The 22,028-nt window shown below is 58.4% G+C and carries 20 protein-coding genes; 8 read left to right on the top strand and 12 right to left on the bottom strand.

What is annotated here, in order from left to right; translation table 11 throughout:
- Positions 1–86: 86 nt before the first annotated feature.
- Both ASC74_RS16280 and ASC74_RS16275 read left to right on the top strand, forming a co-directional pair.
- Entirely contained in the window at positions 87–977 is an 891-nt protein-coding gene (locus tag ASC74_RS16280; protein ID WP_056742445.1) for an ATP-binding protein, read from the top strand.
- On the top strand, positions 974–1,456 hold the full coding sequence (locus ASC74_RS16275; protein ID WP_046054403.1) for a GAF domain-containing protein: 483 nt from the start codon (positions 974–976) through the stop codon (positions 1,454–1,456). Before ASC74_RS16280 ends, ASC74_RS16275 begins: the two co-directional genes overlap by 4 nt.
- On the opposite strand, the gene ASC74_RS16270 is transcribed toward ASC74_RS16275, so the two are convergent.
- The 9 genes from ASC74_RS16270 to ASC74_RS16230 all read right to left on the bottom strand — a co-directional run bounded on the left by ASC74_RS16270 (position 1,457) and on the right by ASC74_RS16230 (position 14,077).
- Positions 1,457–4,402 (bottom strand): HD domain-containing phosphohydrolase, encoded by a 2,946-nt coding sequence (locus tag ASC74_RS16270; protein WP_056742443.1) that lies wholly within the window; start codon positions 4,400–4,402, stop codon positions 1,457–1,459.
- 49 nt (positions 4,403–4,451) lie between these two features.
- Positions 4,452–8,096, bottom strand: coding sequence for a transporter substrate-binding domain-containing protein (locus ASC74_RS16265; RefSeq protein ID WP_056742440.1), 3,645 nt, complete (start codon positions 8,094–8,096; stop codon positions 4,452–4,454).
- Between the two features lie 8 nt (positions 8,097–8,104).
- Positions 8,105–8,731, bottom strand: a complete 627-nt coding sequence (locus ASC74_RS16260) for a response regulator transcription factor (RefSeq protein ID WP_033059130.1) — start codon at positions 8,729–8,731, stop codon at positions 8,105–8,107.
- Between the two features lie 255 nt (positions 8,732–8,986).
- On the bottom strand, positions 8,987–9,379 hold the full coding sequence (locus tag ASC74_RS16255) for a response regulator (protein WP_056742438.1): 393 nt from the start codon (positions 9,377–9,379) through the stop codon (positions 8,987–8,989).
- Positions 9,380–9,562: 183 nt separating this feature from the next.
- The gene (locus ASC74_RS16250) at positions 9,563–10,891 is read right to left on the bottom strand and encodes a deoxyguanosinetriphosphate triphosphohydrolase (protein ID WP_056742437.1); all 1,329 of its coding nucleotides are present in this window, start codon (positions 10,889–10,891) and stop codon (positions 9,563–9,565) included.
- Between the two features lie 69 nt (positions 10,892–10,960).
- Complete coding sequence (locus ASC74_RS16245) at positions 10,961–12,124, bottom strand: EAL domain-containing protein (protein ID WP_056742435.1); 1,164 nt, start codon at positions 12,122–12,124, stop codon at positions 10,961–10,963.
- Positions 12,125–13,033: 909 nt separating this feature from the next.
- On the bottom strand, positions 13,034–13,375 hold the full coding sequence (locus ASC74_RS16240; protein WP_056742433.1) for a hypothetical protein: 342 nt from the start codon (positions 13,373–13,375) through the stop codon (positions 13,034–13,036).
- On the bottom strand, positions 13,372–13,761 hold the full coding sequence (locus tag ASC74_RS16235; protein ID WP_008145878.1) for a phage holin family protein: 390 nt from the start codon (positions 13,759–13,761) through the stop codon (positions 13,372–13,374). The genes ASC74_RS16240 and ASC74_RS16235 overlap by 4 nt, the downstream gene beginning before the upstream one ends.
- A 1-nt stretch (position 13,762) precedes the next feature.
- The gene (locus tag ASC74_RS16230; RefSeq protein ID WP_046049174.1) at positions 13,763–14,077 is read right to left on the bottom strand and encodes a DUF883 family protein; all 315 of its coding nucleotides are present in this window, start codon (positions 14,075–14,077) and stop codon (positions 13,763–13,765) included.
- A gap of 306 nt (positions 14,078–14,383) precedes the next feature.
- Between ASC74_RS16230 and ASC74_RS16225 the strand changes: the two genes are divergently transcribed.
- Positions 14,384–15,592 (top strand): ammonium transporter, encoded by a 1,209-nt coding sequence (locus ASC74_RS16225; RefSeq protein ID WP_056742431.1) that lies wholly within the window; start codon positions 14,384–14,386, stop codon positions 15,590–15,592.
- Here the strand turns inward: ASC74_RS16225 and ASC74_RS16220 are convergent.
- Complete coding sequence (locus ASC74_RS16220; RefSeq protein ID WP_056742429.1) at positions 15,589–17,301, bottom strand: cation:proton antiporter; 1,713 nt, start codon at positions 17,299–17,301, stop codon at positions 15,589–15,591. The two genes, ASC74_RS16225 and ASC74_RS16220, sit on opposite strands and share 4 nt — an antisense overlap.
- A 207-nt stretch (positions 17,302–17,508) precedes the next feature.
- Here ASC74_RS16220 and ASC74_RS16215 point away from each other — a divergent pair, with 207 nt between their 5' ends.
- From ASC74_RS16215 to ASC74_RS16205, 3 genes are all read left to right on the top strand, one after another.
- Positions 17,509–17,745, top strand: a complete 237-nt coding sequence (locus tag ASC74_RS16215) for a glutaredoxin family protein (protein WP_046049177.1) — start codon at positions 17,509–17,511, stop codon at positions 17,743–17,745.
- Between the two features lie 168 nt (positions 17,746–17,913).
- A complete protein-coding gene (locus ASC74_RS16210) occupies positions 17,914–18,231 on the top strand; it encodes a hypothetical protein (protein WP_008145883.1) in 318 nt (105 codons plus the stop codon).
- Between the two features lie 71 nt (positions 18,232–18,302).
- Entirely contained in the window at positions 18,303–19,193 is an 891-nt protein-coding gene (locus tag ASC74_RS16205) for a pseudouridine synthase (protein ID WP_056742426.1), read from the top strand.
- 90 nt (positions 19,194–19,283) lie between these two features.
- Here the strand turns inward: ASC74_RS16205 and ASC74_RS16200 are convergent, their stop codons facing one another.
- Both ASC74_RS16200 and mobA read right to left on the bottom strand, forming a co-directional pair.
- Positions 19,284–19,505, bottom strand: coding sequence for a YgdI/YgdR family lipoprotein (locus tag ASC74_RS16200; RefSeq protein WP_056742424.1), 222 nt, complete (start codon positions 19,503–19,505; stop codon positions 19,284–19,286).
- Between the two features lie 76 nt (positions 19,506–19,581).
- Positions 19,582–20,184, bottom strand: coding sequence for a molybdenum cofactor guanylyltransferase MobA (mobA, locus tag ASC74_RS16195; RefSeq protein WP_056742422.1), 603 nt, complete (start codon positions 20,182–20,184; stop codon positions 19,582–19,584).
- 81 nt (positions 20,185–20,265) lie between these two features.
- Here mobA and moaB point away from each other — a divergent pair, with 81 nt between their 5' ends.
- Together moaB and ASC74_RS16185 are read left to right on the top strand one after the other, a co-directional pair.
- Complete coding sequence (gene moaB, locus ASC74_RS16190; RefSeq protein WP_046049182.1) at positions 20,266–20,805, top strand: molybdenum cofactor biosynthesis protein B; 540 nt, start codon at positions 20,266–20,268, stop codon at positions 20,803–20,805.
- Positions 20,789–22,015 carry a molybdopterin molybdotransferase MoeA gene (locus ASC74_RS16185; protein WP_056742421.1) on the top strand — a complete coding sequence of 409 codons (1,227 nt, stop codon included), beginning with the start codon at positions 20,789–20,791 and terminating at the stop codon, positions 22,013–22,015. Before moaB ends, ASC74_RS16185 begins: the two co-directional genes overlap by 17 nt.
- The last annotated feature ends 13 nt before the right edge of the window (positions 22,016–22,028 follow it).

The raw sequence follows: 22,028 nt of genomic DNA, 5'->3' as shown, positions 1-22,028 counted from the left end.
TTGTGCAAAGGGATGAACCGGACACCGCCCGCTGTGTATTGTCGCTGTATCGCCATCATTACTGTGAACGTGCCCGAGGAGAAGACGTGGATTCCCGATTAAATGCTTTTCTTGAACGCGCCGATGCCGTTTTGGCCCGTATCGAACCGTTGCTGCCCACCCCTCGGCAAGCTATCGACTGGAATCATTGCCTTGCCGCACGCTGGCAACGCGAGGGGCGTAGCGGGTTCCTGTTGCCGCTGGAAGTCAGCCTCGACATGCGTTTGTCCGACCTGATCGGTGTCGACCGGCAACTGGAGCAACTGGGGCGAAATACCCAACAGTTCCTCGATGGCATGCCGGCCAACCACGCGTTGCTCTGGGGCTCGCGCGGCACCGGTAAATCGTCGCTGATTCGTGCCTTGCTGGCCGAACACGCCAAGGCCGGATTGCGGCTGATCGAGATCGAACGCGATCACCTGGCGGATTTGCCGCGCGTGGTCGAACAGATCGCCAAGCTGCCCCAGCGTTTCGTGCTGTTCTGCGATGACCTGTCATTCGAGTCGGGTGAGGGCGATTATCGCGTGCTCAAAAGCGTGCTCGACGGCTCTCTCGAACAGGCGCCGGATAACGTTTTGCTGTACGCCACGTCCAACCGTCGCCATCTGGTGCCGGAAAAGGAAAGCGATAACGAAAACTGGAAACGCGTTGACGGCGAACTCCATCCCAGCGAGGCGGTGGAAGACAAAATTGCACTGTCGGACCGTTTTGGATTGTGGCTGTCGTTCTATCCGTTTACCCAGGAACACTTCCTCAACGTCGTCGAACACTGGATCGGTCAACTGGCCGACAAGGCGGGCCTTAAGTGGCAGCGAGACGAAGCACTGGACATCCTCGCGGTGCGCTGGGCCACGGGCCGGGGCAATCGCAACGGACGTTGCGCGTATCAATTTGCCCGCTATTGGGTCGGGCTGAAGCTGTTGGAGCACAAGGCATGATCGATTTACAGAAGAGCGGCCAGGGCCTCGAAGGCTACGGCATGCTGTGGGCGCAATTGGAGTCACTGCTCGCGGACGAGCGGGATTTCATTGCCAACGCCGCGCAGTTTTCTGCGTTCCTGTACAACCAGCTCGATGACCTGAACTGGGCCGGGTTCTACCTCAATCGCAATGAAGAACTGGTGCTTGGCCCGTTTCAAGGGCAGATCGCCTGCGTGCGGATTCCGTTCGGCCGGGGCGTGTGCGGAGCGGCGGCGGCCACCTTGCAGACCCAGTTGGTCGAGGACGTGCACGCGTTCCCCGGACACATTGCTTGCGACAGCGCGTCGAACAGCGAGCTGGTGGTGCCACTGGTCAAGGACGGTCGCCTGATCGGCGTGCTGGACCTCGATAGCCCGAAACTGGCGCGTTTTACCGCTGAAGATCAGGCCGGTATCGAGCAATTGGCGGCGATTTTCCTGCGCCTGACCGACTGCTGATCATGCCAGGCCTGCCTTGACCAGCAGGCTTGCCGGGTCCACCGCATCGATCTGTTGGGGATCGAGGAATCGATCGGCGTACTGCAAGTAGATTTGCGCGTCGATGAACAGCCCGAACAACTCAGGATCGATGTGGGCATCCCGGCACATGGTGGCCATGATGCCCAGCGCTTCGCTCAAGGACTTGGCTTTCTTGTAGGGGCGATCGGCGGCGGTCAGTGCTTCGAAAATATCGGCAATCGCCATCATCCGCGCTGGCAGGCTCATTTCTTCGCGCTTCAACTGTTTGGGATACCCGGTGCCGTCCATTTTCTCGTGGTGGCCGCCGGCGATCTCCGCGACATTGGTAAGGTGGCCGGGGAAGGGCAGGTGGCTGAGCATCAGAATCGTCTGCACCATGTGGTGATTGATGATGTAACGCTCCTCGCGGGTCAGGGTGCCTCGGGCAACACTCAGGTTGTAGAGCTCGCCCCGGTTGTACTTGTAGCGCGGCACATCGAGCTTGAACCCCCACGGATTATCCTCCGGAATCAGTTCGGCTTCGGGTCGTTCCAACAGGTGCTCGGGTTTGTCCGCCAGCAATGGCTCGCTGACCGGCAGTGTCGGTGCCGGGGTTCGCGCCTGACGCCGGTTCTCTTCCCAGGAAACGCCCAGCCGGTCATCCAGGGTTCGGGTCCAGGTGCGTTGGGCGATGCTGCGCAGGCGTTGCAGGTCGGGTTCGGCCATCGCCTCGCTACCCAGGTTGCAGCGGGCAATGAACGCGAAATCATCGTCCAGCTCCGCCAGCGTGGCATTGCGCCGTTCGGCCAGGCGCTGCTCGTCACCGCCCAGGGCCATGGCTTGCCAATAGCTGATCCAGGCATCGCGCTTGAGCACTTCGAAGCGGGTGCGGATTTCGTGAATACGGTCGTTAAGGGTTTCCAGCTTCGTGGCTTTATCGACCACGTATTCCGGGGTGGTGACCTTGCCGCAATCGTGCAGCCAGGCGGCGATGTGCAGCGCTTCCCATTCATCTTCGGTGGGTTGATAGCCACTGAAGGCCGGGTCCTGGCTGGCAGCGGCGGCTTGGGCGAGCATCAGGGTCAGCGCTGGCACTCGCTGGCAGTGACCGCCGGTGTAGGGGCTTTTGGCGTCAATTGCACCCGCCAGCAGTTGAATGAAGGAATCCAGCAGTTGTTTTTGTTTGGCTTGCAGACGTTGACTTTCGATACTCACAGCGGCCGCGCCGGACACGGCCTGGAGGAACGCGATGCGGTCCGGGCGAAGTTTTTCCAGATCGCTCTGGTTGCCGGTATCGGCCAACAGCAGGACCAGCAGGCCCACGGTTTCGTTATGACGATTGTGCAGCCGAATGCCGATCAGATGAACGCGGGGACATTCCAGCGCATGCAACACCTTCTGCAAATCCCCGGCCTGTTCAAAACCAAGTGTGGTGACGACGTTGTCGGCATTCGACAGTTGTTGTAGCCATGCAGGGCTTTGCGGAGCCTGGAGTTCGTGTCCTCGAAGATCAAATGACGGCAATGCCCGTGAGGTGCCGTTGACGACCAGACCATGGGGCTCCATGCGATCGCCATCACTTTCGCGCAGGTAGATCAGACCGGCCTGGGCCTGGGCGATTTTCACGGTTTCAAACAACACCCGTTCCAGCAAGGGGGCGAAGCGAGTCTCGGCGCTCAGGCTGTCGGTGATCTGGAAAAAACTCGCCAGGGTGTCTTTCATACGCGTCATCGACACGCTCAGTTGATCGACTTCGAGCACGGGAGAGCGACGTGAGGCCGGAAAGTTGAAGTCGAAACTGCGAACCGCATCGGCCTCCCGTACCAGCGCTCGCAGGGGTTTAACCAGAACTCGCGAGGTCAGCCAGCCCAGCGGCAGGCACAGCAACAGCGTGGCCAGGGTAATCAACGCACCTTGCCAGCGCATACGGTAGGCATCGACGAGTAGCTCATCTTCCGGCACCAGCAGCGCCAGTTGCAGTCCCTGGGGGCCGCCCTCCTGCATGCTGCTGCGGGCAACGATCCATTGACGACCGGCGACATCCAGGCGATTACCTGCGGGGGGATTGTTGAGCAACGCGCCGAGACCGGGGCTCAGGTCGGCGGCTTTGATCAGGCGGGCAGTCTGATCGTCGATGATCAGTTTGCTGCTGTCGGGATACGCGATGGCATTCCCTTCAGCATCGAACAGCACAATGTCGGTATTGGGAGTCACGACATGTTTGGCCAAGGTTGCGGAGAGTTCCGCCAGGGTCAGGTCGGCACCCATGATGGCCTGTTCGCCGCTGCGCCGGGCCAGGGTAGTGCCGACATTGTGGGTGGAGAAAAAGATGTAGGGTTCGGTAGTGATCTGATCGCTGTCGCTGCGGGCGCTGGCATACCAGGCGCGGGTTCGCGGATCGTAGGTTTCGTCGGGGTTGTCCTGGCGGCTGATGAGGGCCAGATCCTGATCGAAAAACAATGATTGGGAGCGGACCTGACCGCTGTTGCCTGTTCGCTCAATGCTCCACACCTGATAAGCCGCAGTGTCCGGTGCCTTGAGGAGCGTTTTCAGATCGGGGGTTCGCAAGGGCCGAACCATGAAGAAATCACCGTTGCCATAGCCCAGATACAACGAGGCCAGGTCGGGGTTGTCCTTGAGCGACTGGCTGAAGGGTTTGAGCAGCGCCAGGCGTTGCGCAAGGTCAGGTGCCTGGGTCGCCGGGTATTCCGCCAGCAGGGTCAGCAGATGGCGAATCGGTTCATAAGTGGCATGCAGGTCGAGACGGACGTCCTGCTCGATGCGGTTGAAGAGCTTTTCACTGCTGGAAAGAATGATCTGCGTGGTTTGCTGGTAGTTGAAAAGGCCCAGCACCACGCCAGTCAGCAACAGCAGGAAAGTGAACATCACACTGATATGGACGTGCAGGGGAAACCGCCGTTGATCCGGGCGCAGTGGGCTGGGCATTGCGGGTCTCTCCATGATGGTGAACACACTGCTCAGCGTCCAAGCATAGTTAAGGCTCTGTCATTGTGCTTTTGTCGTTTTGGCCGATCTGTTGCTGCAATGCTTGCTCCAGGTCGAGCATGGCGCGCTCTATAGCCTTGCTGCAATCGGCCACTTCGTCTTGATGAAACACTTCATGGCAGGCCTTTTCCAGCGCCTCGCAACTGTCGATCACCCGGGAAGCCTGGACGATTCGGGCGGCGCCCTTGATTTTGTGGGCGACGTCGAGAAATGGCTGAGGTTCTTTGGAGGGGGACAGCGCCAGCAGTTCCTGTCGGTCCAGACGGTTGCTGTTCAACAGTTCGGTCAACAGTCGCTGGTCCAATACCGGATCTCCGCCGGTCAAAAGACGCAGTCCTTGCAGGCTGAATGCCGGATCGCGGACGGTTGGCCTGATACCTTCAACCCACTGACTCAAGGCTGTCAGGGTAAGGGGCTTGAACAGGCAATCGTCCATCCCGGCTTGTTTGCAGCGTTGTATTTCTTCCGGTTGTGCATTGGCGGTAAAACCCAGCACGGTACAGCGTGGGCGATGCGTTTTTTGTTCACGTCGGCGAATGGCGCGGGCCAGTTCGTATCCGTTCATGATCGGCATGTTGCAATCGACAATCACCAGATCGAACGGCTCGGATTCCCATGCCTGAAGTCCTGCCTGGCCATCCGGTGCGACGCTGAATCGGTGACCCAGAAACTCCAGTTGCTGGCACATGAGCAAGCGATTGGCGGGGTGATCGTCGACCACCAAAACATTCAAGGGGGGCATCGTGGTGTGGATTTGCGCTTCAACAGTCTCTGGCTTCTGCTCGAGTGGCAGTGTTGCCAGGTGCAACGACACCTCGACTTGAGTGCCGACACCCGGCTGGCTGCTCAATTGCAGGCTGCCGCCCATCATTTCGCACAGGCTGCGGCTGATCACCAGTCCAAGCCCCGCACCGCCTCTGGGTGACTGCCCGGAGTGATCGGCCTGGGCGAAAGGTTCGAACAGCCGCCGCTGATCCTGTTCACTGATCCCTATGCCGCTGTCGTGAACCTGCAACAGCATCCGGACCCGCTCAGGCTCGGCGGTCGGCTGCAGGTCGACGATGATCCTGATTTGGCCGTGCTCCGTAAACTTGATGGCGTTGCTCACCAGGTTGGACAGCACCTGCTTGAAGCGCATCGGGTCCAACAGGACATCAAACCCCGGATTGGCAGGGCGGAATTCCAGCAGCAGCCGGAGATTTTTCTGGCGCGCCAGTCCATCGAAGACCCGCACCACCGAGGCCACGATTTCACTTGGATTGACCCGTTCAGGACTCAGACTCAGTCGTCCGGATTCAATCCGTGCAATGTCGAGGATGTCCCCGATCAGCTCCAGCAGGTCCTTCGCCGAGTTGTACGCCACATCGATGGCCGGGCGATCCGGGTGCTCATGATCGATGCGCTTCAGCGTCAGTTCGAGCATGCCAATGACCGCATTCATCGGGGTGCGGATCTCATGGCTCATGGTCGCCAGAAATGTGGTTTTGGCTCGGTTGGCTTCATCGGCACGCTCTTTGGCATAGCGCAGATCATCGAACAGTTGCCGCCGTTCGCTGATGTCGATCCAGCCGCCAATGATGCCTTGTACTTCACCGCTCGAATCACGGTAGGGAAGAATCCAGTGGTAAATCGTCAGTCGGCGGTCGCCGATGTGCAGCGCGCGATCGAGGATCAGCGGTATGCCCTCGGCCACGACGCGCTGGTAATCGGCCTGATATTCCCGGGCTTCGAACGCGTTGCTCATGTTGGCTTGCATGACGCCTTTGCCGATGACGTCTTCACGTTTTGCGCAGAAGGCTTCCAGGTAACTGTCGTTGCAGCTTTGCAGCAGTCCCTGGCGATCGCGCACGTAGATGGGATGAGGCGTCCCGTTGACCAGTGAGCGCATGAATTCGAATTGATCGTTCAATGCACGCTCGGCTGCCTGACGCTGCTTTATCTGGCGACGCATGTAAGCGTTCCAGGCAACGGACATCAGCAGCAGCACCCCGGCACCGATAACGATTTGGTAGAACACTCGGTGATAGTTGCGCCAGGTACTTTGCGAGGACGCCGAATAGCCGCGCCAGCGGCTGTTGATGATGCCCAGTTCTTCCGGTGCAATACTCAGCAGCGCCTTGTTGAGGATGGTGTTCAGTTCTTTGGCTTCCCGGCCTGTGGCCAGGGAAAACGCGGCCTGTCGGGTACCGATGGTGGTACTGATTTGAAGTGTTTGCTCGAAGAGCTGCGATGAGATGAAGTAGTTGGCAATCACCAGTGAATTCACCGCACCTTCTGCCTTGCCCTCGGCCAGCAACTCCACGGCGCTGAACGCGTCCGGGGTTTCAATCAGCCTGATCCGCGGGAACTCGCTGCGAAGGTAGTCCACCAGGGGATTGCCTTGGGCGATTGCCAGGCGTTTGTCCTGCAACTGCGCAAGGCTTGTCGGGCTGTCAGCGGCTTTGCGAGTCAACAGGACAAAGGAGTTTTGCAAATAGGGGCGGGTGAAGTTCAGCGTCGTTTCACGTTGGGTGCTGGGGAGCAGGGCGGCGATCAAGTCGGCCTTATTGTCCCTGATCTGCTCGATCATCTCGTCATCACTGCGGCTGCGATGGACGTCGAAGCGCAAACCGGTGCGCAATCTGATCAGCTCGAGCAAGTCCGCGGTAACCCCACGAAAGTTGCCATCACTGTCGAAAAACGTCAGCGGCGCAAAAGCCTCATTGACCACCACACGCACTACCGGGTGTTGCGCCAGCCAGCGTTCTTCGTTGTGGGTGAGCTGCAGTTTTTGATCGGTGAGCAGCATGTCACTGCCGGCACTCCAGCGTTTGGCAATGTTGTCTCGTTCGCTGGTGGGGATGGCCATGAGCATTGCGTTGATGATCCCGAGCAGTTGCGGGTTGTCCTTGTGCACGGCAAAGCTGAAACCGTGGGCTTCGTGTTTGCCGAAGTTGGCCATGCGGATGTTGTTCAGATACCCCTTGTTGATCATGTAATGGGTAGAAATGGTGTCACCCAGAAAAACATCAGCCTGGTCGAAGGCAACGGCATTGATCGCATTCTGGTAGGACGGAAAGGACGTGATGATCGCCCCCGGATACATGGCCTTGACCTCCTCCAGCGGCAAATAGTGATACACCATGCTCAGCCGTAGACTAGCCAGGCCATCGGTCAGGGATCTGGTTTCACCTTCGCGTGTCACCAGAACCGGCTGGTCTACGGCGTAGGGGGTGGAAAGTACGATGTCAGCGTTGTGAGCTTCGAATCCATTGGCGGTACCCAGCAAATCGATCTCGCCGTTTTCGAGTGCCTCGATCGCAGCTTCCCGGGACGCAAAGCGCAGAACCTTGATGGGCAAACCGGTGGTTTTGCCAAGGATACCTGCGTAATCGGCGGTAAAGCCTTCGTAGTCGTGACCACTGAGGGTCAGGTCGAAAGGGGGGTAGTCCGGGGCTGAAGTGCCAAGGATCAGTTCCCGTTTATTGTCTATCCATTGTCGTTGTGATTTATCCAGTTGGACTTCCTGGTGTCCGGCCATCGAGCGACTCATCAGGGTGTAGTGCTCGCTGACGGTCTGCGCAGCGGCCACTGAGGTGTTCAGGCATAAACCTGCGGCCATGAGTGTCAGATAATCCTTTATGCGACTGGGCATCCTGTCTCTCACACTAACGCGTTACGTTTTGCCATATCGATGAGTTCAACCAGGGATTTGGCTTTGAGTTTCTGCATGAGGCGTTTTTTATAAGTGCTGACAGTCTTGTTGCTCAGAAACATGCCTTTGGCAATCTCCTTGTTGGTGCGGCCTTGGGCAAAGAGTTGCAATACCATCAGTTCTCGGTCGTTGACTGACTTGAACAGTTCCAGGTCGGCAAAACGCGCGTCATCACAGCGAACAGGATTCAAAGCCTGGCTTGGGAAATAGTTGTAACCTGACAATACGGCTTTTATAGCACTGACCAGTTCACTCAGTTCTTCCTGTTTGCACACATATCCCGATGCGCCGGATTGCATGCAACGAATACCGAAAAGTGTTGGGCATTGTGCTGTTAACACCAACGTTTTCAGGCGGGTACTCATTGCGTTGAAACGGGCGAGAACTTCCAGCCCATCCAGTTTTGGAATACTGATGTCGAGAATGACCAGGTCAGGCATGCATTCGCGAACCATCTGCATGGCGTCGACCCCATTATCAGTTTCACCGACGACTTTGTAACCTTCATGTTCAAGCAACATTCTGACGGCAAGGCGGATGACCGGGTGATCGTCGACAATAAAAACGGAGTTCATAATCAAATCCCATACGCGCTCTAATAAAGCGCGCACCTTAGCTCAGATAGTTGAGGCGACGCATGAGCTGACGGACCTGCAGCGGCAATATAGGAACAATCCTACAGCTGAAGAAGAATAGGACTACGTATCAACTAGGTTTTTTATGAAGAAGGGTAAAGGTTGTTGATAGTTAGTCGAGAGGTTGGAAGTATTTAATTGTAAGTTGTGAGTGGTGTTTTGTCTGAGCTTTTAGTGCGTTTGGTGTGCGATTTTTTACAATGAGGCCAAGGTCAACAAGTTTCTAAATTCGGATTGTTTCAACGGTTTGATCAAGTATCCCAGTAATGGCAGTCCGTGTTCGTTGGCCTTTTTTTCAAGTTCATCCAGTTCGGCGGATGTCAGGCTACTTAACAGTATGGCCTGTCTAATCATCCCTCGGTGGCTGGCGAATTCGACCAGATCAAGACCGGAGAGGTCGGGCAGACATTGATCGCACAAAAGAATATCAAATGGTTGCACAGCCTTGAGCATTTGTTGCAAGGCGCCGTCGGCACTGTCGGTGGTGGTCAGTTGGGTGAAACCGTAACTCTCAAGCAGATATTGAGTCGCCCGGAGTTGGAAGGGGTGATCTTCCACCAGCAAGATGCGCAGATCGTCTTTGAACATAGGAGTATTCACGCTTCTTCTGTCGAACTGAAGGAAGCGAGATTATTTCGCGAAGTTACCGAATAATCGATCAGTTAGCTCCGCGCATGTTGTAGGGGAATTCGGTGAACGTTGAGTGCACTTGGGGTTTGAGAGGTAAATCAACCATTGCAGGCGGCGTAATGGCTGATCACCCAGGTCTCATCAGTGGCTCGAACGACCGGTCATCTCCAGCGCCATTTCGCTGGCATAGCTGTCAGTCATGCCGGCGATGAAATCAATCATCCGTAGAAACGAGGCGTGCAATGGGCCGTGAGGATCGGGCGCATTGTTACCCAACAGGTCGAGGACTCGGCGACTCTTGAAGGACGGCGTTCGACCGTTGTGCTGTTCCAGTGCCGCGCCGCAGAAGGCATTGAGCAGGATTTCCAGCGTGGTGTAGGCGCCGATTTCATGCAGAGTCTTGCGCTTGTCCTGGAAGATTTTTTTCCGCGCCATGTCCTTCGCATTCAGGACGCAACGCTTGGCAGGGCCGTGCATGTGCTCCACCAGATCACCGGGCAGCGTGCCGGCCAGCAACGCGTCCTGTTGTTCGACAAAGGCCCGTGCTGCTGCGTTGGTCAGGTGTTCAATGGCTTTGCCTCGCAGGATCGCCAGTTTGCGCCGGCGCGAATCCAGTGGACCGAGCTGGCGATAGGTTTCCGGCAGATCGTCACCCACAAGGTCCAGCAACAGGGACTCGACTTCGGCGTACTCCAGCAACTCCATTTCCAGACCGTCTTCCAGATCGATCAGCGCGTAGCAGATGTCATCGGCAGCCTCCATCAGATACACCAGCGGATGGCGCGCCCAACGCTGTTCCTCGAGTTGTGGCAGGCCGAGTTTATGGGCGATTTGTTCCAGAAGCGGCAATTCGCTCTGATAGCAGCCGAACTTGTGTTTCTTGTAGCCCAGTGAGTCCGCGTGTTTTGCCGTCCATGGGTACTTCAGATAAGTACCCAGCGTGGCGTAGGTCAGCCGGGTGCCGCCGTCGAACTGGTGATATTCCAGCTGGGTGAGTACCCGGAAGCCTTGGGCATTGCCTTCGAAATTGAGGAAGTCATTACGTTCGACTTCGCTCATTGCATCCAGCCAGCCACGGCCGGCGGCTTGCTGGAACCAGTGGCGAATCGCGTCTTCGCCGGAATGGCCGAAGGGCGGATTGCCGATGTCATGGGCCAGGCAAGCCGATTGCACCACCATGCCCAGGTCGCTGGGCTCGCACCAGTCAGGCAGGGCGCTGCGGATGGTTTCGCCAACGCGCATGCCCAGCGAACGGCCGACGCAGCTGACTTCCAGCGAGTGGGTCAGGCGCGTGTGGATATGATCGTTGCTGGTGACCGGATGGACCTGGGTCTTACGCCCGAGGCGGCGAAACGCGCCCGAGAAAATGATCCGGTCGTGGTCTTTGTGGAAAGGGCTGCGGCCGAGTTCTTCCGGGCTGTGCAGAGGCTTTCCGAGGCGTTCGCGGGTAAGCAGGGTTTGCCAATCCAAGGCGGGTTCTCTCCGTCAGGTGTTTGATTGCTTAAGCTTCCGGGTTCGCGTCCGGACCTGCAAGCGGAACTACAGCCCGGCGGCGTCGATATCGATGAGCAGCAGTCGCTCGCCGTGGTCGAAAAATTGCCCGGCGGTGAGGCAGTACTGGTTGCTGGTGGCATCGCGGTAAGTATTGGAGAGCGTCAACCTGCGCTCATCCCAACCCTCTGCCAGCAGGTGATAGAAGTAGGGACGCCACGACCAGTTGTGGCCCAGGTAGCGATTGTCGGCCTCCCAACCGTTGTTGCGCCATTCAAGGTTGGGCGTCATCTGCGTGCCGTGGCGGTCGCATTGATAGAAACGCAGCAGCCAGGGAAATGCATCCAGTTGTGGCAAGGCGCTGAGCGGCGCGCGGGCCTGAGCCCATGCTTGCAGGAGGGTCATCAGCTCGCTGAGTTGCTGGCGCATGATCATCAGGCGGCCGCGCTCAGCCAGCTTCTGCTGAACATAGCGCTGACGCAGTTGCGCGAAGCGCTCGACAAAGGCGTCCGCGGCAAAGAAACCGGCTTGTGCCCGGGCGAACAGAAAGCCCTGAACGTAGCGCGAACCGCACTCCAGAGCAAAACTCAGTTGAGCCTCGGTTTCCACCCCTTCGGCGATGATCCAGCAACCGGTTTTCTCCGCCATTTGCGCCAGAGCCTTGACCACGTCGCTGCTCGGTCCACCTAGCGCAGCGGCATGGAACAAGCGCATGTCGAGTTTGAGAATGTCCGGTTGCAGCGCGAGTACGCGATCAAGCTGAGAGTATCCGGCCCCGAAATCATCGATGGCGATCCTCGCGCCGGCCTGTCGGTAGCGCGCCACGACGTCGGCCAGGCGCTGAATATCGCCCCCCAGTTCGGTGATCTCGAAGACAATGCGTTTCGGGTCGACGTTGTGCCTGCTCAATTGCTTGAGGCTCGGTAGCGCCTGGCCCTGTCGCAAGCGGTTGATCCAGCGTGGCGATATGTTCAGGCTCAGAAACCAGTCCGAGGGCGCTTCATGCAGGCGGCTCAGCGCGTTATCGCGGATCTGGCGATCCAGACGACGCAGCGCGATGGCGGGCGTTCGCGGGTCGGCGAACAGCGGCCCCACCGAGGCCAGTTGACCGTCGGTCTGGCGCAATCTTCCCAGTGCCTCGACGCCAGCGATACGGCCGGTGGCGGTATCGATGAAGGGTTGAAAACAGGCGAGCGGTTGCCCGTCGATCACGAGGCCTCCTTGGTCAGGTCTTGTTATTGGATAAAACCTGTTCACCGGGTAGGCACGCAGGATTGAACCCCTCGATAAAGAGGTTCAATCCCGATGTTGCAAGAATGCAGCCAGGTAACGTAATGCTGTTCACTTAACTCGGTGTTTCCAGGTACACACATGCGTAGCGAGGGGGCGGTGGATCAAGAGCGAGGCGGCCGACCTGTCTTTTCTTTTTTGTGTACATATCCGTTTCTGCGGTCACGGCGGCTTAGGGTTCCGCCCTTACGGCGGGTCACTTGGAAAAGCCCCAAGTAACCAAGGGCTCTTGCCCCTTTCGTTCGGTGCCTCGCTGTGGCTCGGCATGCCCTCGCTCCGGTCCTGCTCCGTGGGCCCGCCGCCATCGGCCATCCATGGCCGGGATGCCGGGTTGCCCACTGCGCAGAACCTCCACTCGGCCTCTCGAGGGGGCGGTGCATCGAGATCAAAAGCTGCAGGCGAGCTAACGCTCGGCCTGTTGAGTGGTAAGGAGCGTGCGTGCATCCCCTCTCCCCGGTAGGAGCTGTCGAGTGAAACGAGGCTGCGATCTTTTGATCTTGCCGTTGCCGTTGCCGTTGCCGTTGCTTTGCTTTGGCTTCAGATCTGCCGCCCCTTTCCCAGAGGCCGAACGCAGGCGTTGCGCAGGGGGCACCGCGGCAAGGATGCCGCGGTAGCCGCCCCCGGCCATGGATGGCCGATGGCGGCGGGCCCCCGGAGCAATGCCGGAGTGAGGGCATGCCGAGCCTGGGCGAGGCACCGAATGGCGGGGCAGGAGCCCTTGGTTACTTGGGGCTTTTCCAAGTGACTCGCTGTAAAAGCGAAACCGCCAGCCGCCGTGACCGCAGAAACGGATATGTACCCCAACCCTAAGTGAACAGCCAGATAACGGCCTTAGGGGTTACGCGAAGAGCCTTGCATGACCAGCTTGATCAATGGCCCCAGCGTGGCGCCCAGACGAACCAGTCGAGTGAGGCTGCTGACGCCACCGCTCTTGGCGCCCTTACCCGTCAGAAAGCCCAGCAAGGTGACGGCTGCCACGCCCCAGAGTGGAGCGTGCTTGATGCCGAAGCCATCTTGCAGGTTTTGCGTCATCCCGCGCACGCGCCGCAAGGGTTGCAGCAGTTGCGCGGATTCGTGGCGGATTTCCTGGCGATGCATTTCCATGCGCAGGCGAATCAGCGCCTTGCGCATTTCGGTGCGCGAGCTGTTGTGAGGCAGTTCAGGCAGGCTCATGGCAGCAGGCGCTCCCGATCGTTGGCCAACTCTTCCAGGGTGCCGTGGAAGGGCGAGGATTCATCGAAAATCGCCGCTCTCAAGCGCATCGCACAGAAAATGGCCGCCAGTGTGTAGAAAACACAGAGCCCGATGATGGCCGCCAGGCGGTAGGTGTCCCAAAACAGGATCAACACCAGCGTCGACAACCCCACCAGCAACAGCAAGGCAAAAACCAGCGCCAGGCCTGCGAATAGCAACAGGCTTACCGTGCGGGCTTTTTGTTCCTGCAATTCGATGCCGAACAGTTCGACATGGCTGTGCAGCAGTCCAAGAAAAGCGGCACCCAGGCGCCGCGGTGAGGAGCTTGGGCCCGTCGCGGACGAGCCGGATTCGCCGATCGCCATATCAGCGCCGAGTGGCCAGCAAGCCAAGCAGGAAACCCACGCCGGCCGCGATCCCGACCGATTGCCATGGGTTGGCCTGGACATAGTCTTCGGTGGCGGTAACGGCGGCCTTGCTGCGTTCGCGCAGGGAGTCTTCGGTCAGTTTCAAGGTTTCGCGCGCACGCAGCAGACTGTCGTGGATTTGCTCGCGCAGCTCATCAGCCTGATCGCCGGCGAGCGTTGCGGTGTGTTCCAGCAAGCGTTCGGTGTCGCTGACCAGGGTCTGAAAATCGTTCATCAGGATTTCTTGAGCAGTCTTTGCCTTGATGCTGGCCATGGGTGGATCTCCGTAAGTGGCTTCTGAAGCGTTCGAGTATGAGCCTTGCGCGAAGGTTCAGTACAAATGACTGGTACAACTTTTGCTATGTCATGGTGCGTCTGCCTGCGCCGTTGCGCTGTTGCTGGGCAGGATTCGAGCAAAACCTTATCTCAAATAATGAAAACTCGCGCAAAGGTTCCAACCTTGTGCGCCAAAGTGGCTCATCGGGATCAATCTGCTGATCCCGGCAAGTCGCAACTTGGTGCATGAATTGTCTGCGCGAACTGCTTTGGTGCTTTTTTAGCCTTCAGGTCTGCCAACCCCATGGAAAATCTGCAAAGCGCTGTGGACAGTCTGGTCCATAGCTCCAATACGTTGTTCATTCTGATCGGCGCGGTCATGGTGCTGGCGATGCACGCCGGTTTCGCCTTTCTTGAAGTCGGCACGGTTCGACAAAAGAACCAGGTCAATGCCTTGTCGAAGATCCTCAGCGATTTCGCCATTTCGACCCTGGCCTACTTCTTTATAGGCTATTGGATTTCCTATGGGGTGACCTTCATGCAACCGGCGGCCGTGATCAATGCTGATCATGGCTATGGGCTGGTGAAGTTTTTCTTCCTGCTGACCTTTGCTGCGGCGATACCCGCGATCATTTCCGGTGGCATCGCCGAGCGTGCCCGCTTCGTCCCGCAGTTGTGTGCGACGGCACTGATCGTGGCGTTCATCTATCCGTTCTTCGAGGGCATGATCTGGAATGGCAACTTTGGCCTGCAAGCCTGGTTGCTGGAGCGCTTTGGCGCCAGCTTCCATGATTTCGCCGGCTCGGTAGTGGTTCACGCCATGGGCGGTTGGCTGGCCCTGGCGGCGGTGTTGTTGCTCGGGCCGCGCAATGGTCGTTATCGCGAAGGGCGACTGGTGGCGTTCGCGCCCTCGAGCATTCCCTTTTTGGCGCTGGGGTCGTGGATCCTGATCGTTGGCTGGTTCGGTTTCAACGTGATGAGCGCGCAAACCCTGCAAGGTGTCAGCGGACTGGTGGCGGTGAACTCGCTGATGGCCATGGTCGGCGGTACCGTGGCGGCGCTGATCGTCGGGCGCAATGACCCGGGCTTTCTGCATAACGGCCCGCTGGCCGGACTGGTGGCGATCTGTGCCGGTTCCGATCTGATGCACCCGGTGGGCGCGCTGATCACGGGCGTTATTGCTGGCGCACTGTTTGTCTGGTGCTTCACCGCGGCTCAAGTCAAATGGCGCATCGACGATGTGTTGGGCGTTTGGCCGTTGCATGGTTTGTGCGGCGTCTGGGGCGGGATCGCCTGCGGCATCTTCGGCCAGAGCGCGTTGGGTGGGCTGGGCGGGGTGAGTCTGATCAGCCAATTGATCGGCACCGCACTGGGGGTGGTCGTGGCGCTGGCCGGCGGCTTTGCCGTGTATGGCGCGATCAAGGCGTTCCATGGTCTGCGCCTGAGTCAGGAAGAAGAGTATTACGGCGCTGACTTGTCGGTGCACAAGATTGGCGCCGTCAGCCAGGACTAGGTCTCTTCGTCGTCAGCGCCTGGATAGAAACCGTGCAGCAGACGATAGCGGTCGTGCCGAATCTGGTCGGCCCGCTCCTGTACCTGATACGCGGGTAATCCCAGCATGATCAGCGCGTGGGAGGCGAGCATCAGGCTCGACTCCAGCAGTTCGGGCACGACTTCGCTGGCGCCGGCTGCCTTCAATTCGGCCAGTTGGCTGTCGTCGCGCGTGCGCACCAGAATCGGTACGGTCGCGTTGAGTCGCCGCGCTTCCTTGAGGATCAGCAACGCGATGTCGCTCTGATCCACGGCGATCACCAGCAGCCTGGCGCGCTCCAGCCCTATCGCGACCAGCAGTTCACCGCGGCGTGAGTCGCCATAATGCACACAGGTTTCACCCACGGCGGCTTCCTGGACACGCACCGGATCATTATCCAGTGCGATATAGGGTTGCTGCGCGTTGCGTAGCGCGCGTCCGATTGACTGACCCACACGACCATAGCCACATATAACGACATGGTTGTGTAACCCGGCATTGAGCGCGCTGATTTCTTCGAGTTTTGCTTCTTCGTTGGGTTTGCGGTGCAGGCGTGTGGCGATGCGGGGTGCGGCGCGCAGCAACAACGGCGTGACGAGCATCGAACAGAAGGTCGCCGCCAGCAGCAGGCCGCCAAAATCCGCGGGCATCAATTTGTTCTGCTGCATCTGTGCCATCAGCGCAAAGCAGAACTCGCCGCCCTGGGCCAATGCCAGGCCGCTACGCCAAGCGGTTTCGCCATCGCTGCCACGCCATTTCACCAGCAGCGCAACGACGCTGCCCTTGAGCACCAACAACCCCAGGGTCAGGCCGAGAATCAGCAGGCCGTGGCTGGCGAACAACTGCAAGTCGATCAGCATGCCGATACTGACGAAGAACAACCCGAGCAGGATGTCGCGGAACGGGCGGATGTCGGCCTCGATCTGATGCCGGTAGTGGCTTTCTCCCAGCAGCATGCCGGCGAGAAACGCACCCAAGGCAGGGGAGAGACCGAGCAGGTGCGTCAGCCATGCCGTCAGCAGAACAATCACCAGCGCCAGTAGCACGAACAGTTCCGGGGAACGGGCAGCCGCCACTTCATGGAACAGCCGCGGCAGCAACCAGCGACTGGCCAGCAGCAGACCGACGAACAGTACGACGGTTTTACCCAGCGTCAGTGGCAGCGCCCAATACCAGGCCTGGTCACTGCTGCCGGCGAACACCGGCACCAGGGTCAGCAGCAATACCGCCACGACGTCCTGGAACAACAACACGGCAATGGCATTCTGGCCGTGACTGCTGAAAATCTCGCCGAGACTGCTCAGCTCTTTACTGACAATGGCCGTGGAAGACAGCGACAGGCCGGCGCCGAGTAACAGCGCAGGCGTGATCGGCATGCCGAGCAGCATCAGCAAACCCCCTAACAGCATCCCGGAGCACAGCACCTGCAGACTGCCAAGCCCAAACACCACTCGGCGCAACGCGAGCATTTTCGACAGGGAAAACTCCAGCCCAAGGGAGAACAGCAGAAACACCACGCCCAACTCGGCGAGGTCCGGCAGTTCTTCGCTTTCATTCACCCAGCTGAATGCAGTTGGCCCGACGATCAGCCCCACGCACAAGTAGCCCAGCACCGGTGGCAATCGCAGGCGCTGGAACAGTGCAATCACCACCAGGGAGGAGGCGAAGATGATCAACAGATTGGCAAACACAAAAACTCCGGTGATGGACGCTGGCAATTCAAGCGTAGAGGCAAATAATCCGTGAGCATCGCGCAATGAGTATTGAAGACGACTGATGTGCGTCAGCGTATTGCCGCGATCCGTTGCCGTTATGGCTCAAGGGTAGAGCATTCAATGGCTCGACGGCTTTTCGGGGCAGGCCTAGAATGATGACTTAATTTTTTCGGTTGAGCGCTCATGCTTCCTGAATGTCAGCTGTTCGGCACCCTTGGGTGTCATCTCTGTGAAGTGGCAGAAGCCATGCTGATGGAATTTGTCGAGCGCGGTCTGCTGGTGGAACTGGTGGATATCGCGGACGACGAAACATGGTTCGAAGCTTACAGTCTGCGTATTCCGATATTACGGCGGGTCGATACTGGCGCTGAGCTGGGCTGGCCGTTCAGTGCCGATCAGGTAGTGGCGTTCCTGCGTTAAGCGGTGGTTGCGGTGGCGATGTTCCGCCTGTCGAACTTTGCGATGGATCCCCTTGGCTTTACCGGTACTGATCGGATACTGTATGCGCATACAGTTATTCGTGATGCCTGCCTTGTACCCCTTGTTTTCGGGTTTGGGCAGGCGGTCCGGGCGTGAGAGGGATGAATCGTGGTCAATGTCGAACAATTGAAGAACAGCGTGAACCGGATGTCGGCGGACGTGGTGCGCGAGGCTGTCCTCGAATTGCGTCTGGATGGCCTGGTGACAGAAGGAAAAACTCCCTTCAATAAACTGCATTTCAATACCTGTTTCGCCGAAATCGAAGCCTTGTTCCAGCGTGCGGGTTATCACCGGCAGCTGGATGTCGTGGGCTATCAGGGCTTGTTGTATGCGCTTTATGATCCTGGTCGCTGGGAGGCAGTCGATGTGCTGCGCTGGCTCAAGGAGTTCACCGAAGCGGCAGCGCGCACGCAGATACCGGCTTGAGGATTCTCTTCTAGGTTCGTTCCGGCCGCTGTTGGATAATGCCGCCCTGTATTGAGGGTTAGAACTTTCGTATGTCCACTTCATCTTTTTCTGCTGCACACAACCAGGCCAGCACGCTCTACTTGCCGCCTGGTCCGTGGCAGACCGTACTCGATTGTCTGTGCGAACACTTCAGCGCCATCGGTCGTGAACAATGGCTGGACAGAATCGCTCGCGGTCGTGTCCTCGACGGTCACGGCATGCCGATCGCCCTTGATCTGCCTTACAAGGAAGGCTTGCGGATTCATTATTTCCGTGAGGTGCCGGACGAAAAGCCGATCCCGGTGGTCGAGTCGATTCTGTACGCGGATGAGCATCTGGTCGTGGCGGACAAGCCGCATTTTCTGCCAGTGACGCCGGCGGGTGAGTACGTGGAGCAGACCCTGTTGCGACGGCTGATCCGTCGACTCGATAACCCACATCTGGTGCCTTTGCATCGCATTGACCGGCACACAGCGGGGCTGGTGCTGTTTTCCGCCAACCCTCAGAGCCGTTCTGCCTATCAGTCGTTGTTTCCTACGCGGCAGATCGAAAAGCGCTACGAGGCAATTGCGCGAGCGTTGCCTGAACTCTCTTTTCCATTGGTCCATAAGAGTCGGCTCATCGATGGTGAGCCTTTCTTCCGCATGCAGGAAGGTCCGGGCGTCAGCAATACCGAGACGGCGGTCGACGTCAGGGAGAAGAACGGTGACCTCTGGCGTTATGCGCTTTACCCGGTGACGGGCAAGAAGCATCAGTTGCGGGTGCACATGACAGCCTTGGGCGCCAGCATCTGCAACGACCCGTTTTATCCGCAGGTACTCAAGGATGTTGAGGATGACTATGCCAATCCTTTGAAACTGCTCGCTCAGGGGCTACGGTTTGTGGACCCGGTCACCGGCCAGGAAAGAGCATTCGAAAGCACCATCACTCTGGAGTGGTGATCACGAAGTTCTGCGAATCTGCTGATCTTCAGCCACGAAAAAAAGCCCGCATAAAGCGGGCTTTTTCAAATCCGGTTGTCACCGCAAAAATTACAGCTCTTTGACGGTACGAACCTGATCCTTGTTGATGCGGGTCTGCTTGCCATCCAGTTGTTCGAATTCGTAGAAACCCGAATCCTTATCGAACTTTGGCGCGTCGACAGCCTGGATTTCTCGACCGTCATTCAAGGTGATCACTGCAGGCGATGCGCAACCGGCGAGGGTAGCGAGGCCCAGTGCGAGCATGAAAGTGGCGAGGGTCCGTTGAGTCATGAGTGTGTCTCCGAATATGAATTCTTTTGGTTACTGTGCTTGAGACGTGTACAGCGAGCGCAAGTTCCTTCTCCTGTCAGTCTGACACAGTGTTGTGGGCACTTAACAGTTCTGGCGTGTTGAGGTTGGCCAGGCGTGGGTCATTGTCGGGGCATTGCAGGGCGGTAGCGCCCAGTTTGCGCATGAGGCGACCCGGGCTGCGTTCGCCGTCGTTCCAGGCACTGTCGAAATCGGCCGAGAGCGCCACGGGGATAATGCACAGCAGAGGTTCCCAGTGTTCGCCATGGCGCAGCATCAGCGGTTGGTCCGGATGCTGGTTGGCGGAGTCGCGCATGCTGTTGAGTAGTGCGGCGTCGATGCGCGGTACGTCACACGGCAGTACTAGCAGATGCGTATGGCGGGCGGCCTTCAGGCCTGCGCGAATACCGGCCAGGGGGCCAGGAAAGTCGCCCTCATCGTCATGAACCAGCTGGTCGGCGTAGGGCGCGTACTTTTCCAGGTTTCTGTTGCAGGAGATGATCAGGTCATCGCTCAGTGAACGGGTCTTGCGGTGCAAGTGGGCAATCAATGGCTCGCCATGCCATTCCAGCAGCCCTTTGTCCTGACCGCCCATGCGTTGGCCACGACCACCGGCCAGGAGCAGAATGGAACAGGGCGGCAAATGTGTATTCGAGGTCATGGCAGGTCTCCATGGGGGCGGCGAAAAAATGAGGCGCTGTGATATAACACCGGGCTGTTTCTCCTACAACTGGATGAGCCTATGAAAGCCAAGGCTGATGTACCTTTCGCACCGCTCAACATCGCGGTGCTGACGGTCAGCGATACCCGTACCCTGGAAACCGATACCTCAGGCCAGGTCTTCGTCGACGGTTTGAGCGCTGCCGGCCATAACCTGGCGGCCCGGGTTCTGCTCAAAGATGATCTCTACAAAATTCGCGCGCAAGTCGCCAACTGGATTGCCGACGATGTCGTGCAGGTGGTGCTGATCACTGGCGGCACCGGTTTCACGGGACGCGACAGCACTCCGGAAGCGGTAAGTTGCCTGCTGGACAAACAAGTCGACGGTTTTGGTGAGCTGTTCAGGCAGATTTCGGTGGCGGATATTGGCACCTCTACTGTTCAGTCCCGTGCCCTGGCCGGCCTGGCTAATGGCACGCTGGTCTGCTGCTTGCCAGGTTCGACCAATGCCGTGCGCACCGGTTGGGATGGCATTCTTGCCGAGCAGCTGGATTCACGGCACCGTCCGTGCAATTTCGTCGCTCATCTCAAACAGGCGGCACCCTGTGAATCCCGCGGGTAAGCCAGGCAAGACTGGCAGTCTGATGGCTGTCGAAGTGGCACTGGCACGCTTGCTGGCAATGGCCGAAGCCTCACCGATTCGTGAGCGTGAACGCTTGCCATTGGCGCAGGTTCAGGGCCGGGTGCTGGCCGATGATCTGATCTCGACGCTTGATCTGCCACCTTGGCCCAACAGTGCCATGGACGGTTATGCCTTGCGCGTGGCCGACTGGACTGGAGAGCCACTGGTGGTCAGCCAGAAGATTTTTGCCGGTCAGGCTCCGGAGGCCTTGAAGCCTGGTACCTGCGCACGAATCTTCACTGGTGCGCCAGTGCCCGCCGGTGCAGATTGCGTCGAGATGCAGGAAAACACTGAGGTTCAGGCGGATGAGCGAGTACGTTTCACCGAAACCATGGCCCCAGGACAAAACATTCGTCCTCAAGGCCAGGAAGCTACTGTTGGTGAATTGATTCTGCCAGCCGGCACGCGCCTCGGGCCGATCGAACAGGGGTTGGCTGCATCGCTGGGATGCGCAGAGCTGGACGTGATTCGCAAGGTTCGCGTGGCTGTTCTGTCCACCGGGGATGAACTGATTGAACCGGGTCAGGCGCTGGGGCCGGGACAGATCTACAACAGCAATCGAGTGTTGCTGTGCAGTTGGTTGCAGCGCCTGGGCTGTGAGGTGATCGATGCCGGAATTCTTCCGGATGATTTAGCGACCACCCGCACTCGACTGGGTGAATTGAAAGATGTCGATCTGATCCTTTCCACCGGTGGTGTCTCGGTGGGAGAGGCTGACTTTCTGGGCATTGCCTTGCGTGAAGAGGGCGAGTTGACGTTGTGGAAACTCGCCATCAAACCCGGAAAACCGCTGACATTCGGGCATTTTCGCGGCGTACCTGTGATTGGTTTGCCAGGCAATCCGGCTTCAACGCTGGTGACCTTTGCTTTGTTGGCAAGGCCCTATCTCTTGCGCCGACAGGGTGTAAAAGAGGTTGAGCCCCTGAAGTTTCAGGTGTCTGCAGGGTTTGCATGGCCAAAAGCAGGCAATCGACGCGAGTACTTGCGCGGACGTCTGGAGAATGGCCGGGCAATTATCTACAGGAATCAGAGTTCTGGTGTACTGCGTAGCGCTGCCTGGGCTGATGGTCTGGTTGAGGTGCTGGAGGAACGCACGCTGATCGAAGGTGACTACGTGAGCTTCATCCCGCTGAGCGAAGTCCTGAGCTGACTCCTGCCGCTGG

This window comes from Pseudomonas sp. Root329 (assembly GCF_001424925.1).
GTDB classification, from domain to species: Bacteria; Pseudomonadota; Gammaproteobacteria; order Pseudomonadales; family Pseudomonadaceae; genus Aquipseudomonas; species Aquipseudomonas arabinosi.
Note: the sequence above shows the minus strand (reverse complement) of the source record. Positions and strands in the feature narration are given on the sequence as shown.

Excerpts from the sequence above, each read along its gene's own strand:
- ASC74_RS16230 (WP_046049174.1), bottom strand. The coding sequence starts at position 14,077 with ATGGCCAGCATCAAGGCAAAGACTGCTCAAGAAATCCTGATGAACGAT.
- moaB (WP_046049182.1), top strand. The coding sequence starts at position 20,266 with ATGAAAGCCAAGGCTGATGTACCTTTCGCACCGCTCAACATCGCGGTG.
- ASC74_RS16260 (WP_033059130.1), bottom strand. The coding sequence starts at position 8,731 with ATGAACTCCGTTTTTATTGTCGACGATCACCCGGTCATCCGCCTTGCC.
- ASC74_RS16200 (WP_056742424.1), bottom strand. The coding sequence starts at position 19,505 with ATGACTCAACGGACCCTCGCCACTTTCATGCTCGCACTGGGCCTCGCT.
- ASC74_RS16265 (WP_056742440.1), bottom strand. The coding sequence starts at position 8,096 with ATGCCCAGTCGCATAAAGGATTATCTGACACTCATGGCCGCAGGTTTA.
- ASC74_RS16235 (WP_008145878.1), bottom strand. The coding sequence starts at position 13,761 with ATGGCGATCGGCGAATCCGGCTCGTCCGCGACGGGCCCAAGCTCCTCA.
- mobA (WP_056742422.1), bottom strand. The coding sequence starts at position 20,184 with ATGACCTCGAATACACATTTGCCGCCCTGTTCCATTCTGCTCCTGGCC.
- ASC74_RS16225 (WP_056742431.1), top strand. The coding sequence starts at position 14,384 with ATGGAAAATCTGCAAAGCGCTGTGGACAGTCTGGTCCATAGCTCCAAT.
- ASC74_RS16240 (WP_056742433.1), bottom strand. The coding sequence starts at position 13,375 with ATGAGCCTGCCTGAACTGCCTCACAACAGCTCGCGCACCGAAATGCGC.
- ASC74_RS16275 (WP_046054403.1), top strand. The coding sequence starts at position 974 with ATGATCGATTTACAGAAGAGCGGCCAGGGCCTCGAAGGCTACGGCATG.
- ASC74_RS16205 (WP_056742426.1), top strand. The coding sequence starts at position 18,303 with ATGTCCACTTCATCTTTTTCTGCTGCACACAACCAGGCCAGCACGCTC.
- ASC74_RS16215 (WP_046049177.1), top strand. The coding sequence starts at position 17,509 with ATGCTTCCTGAATGTCAGCTGTTCGGCACCCTTGGGTGTCATCTCTGT.
- ASC74_RS16270 (WP_056742443.1), bottom strand. The coding sequence starts at position 4,402 with ATGCCCAGCCCACTGCGCCCGGATCAACGGCGGTTTCCCCTGCACGTC.
- ASC74_RS16255 (WP_056742438.1), bottom strand. The coding sequence starts at position 9,379 with ATGTTCAAAGACGATCTGCGCATCTTGCTGGTGGAAGATCACCCCTTC.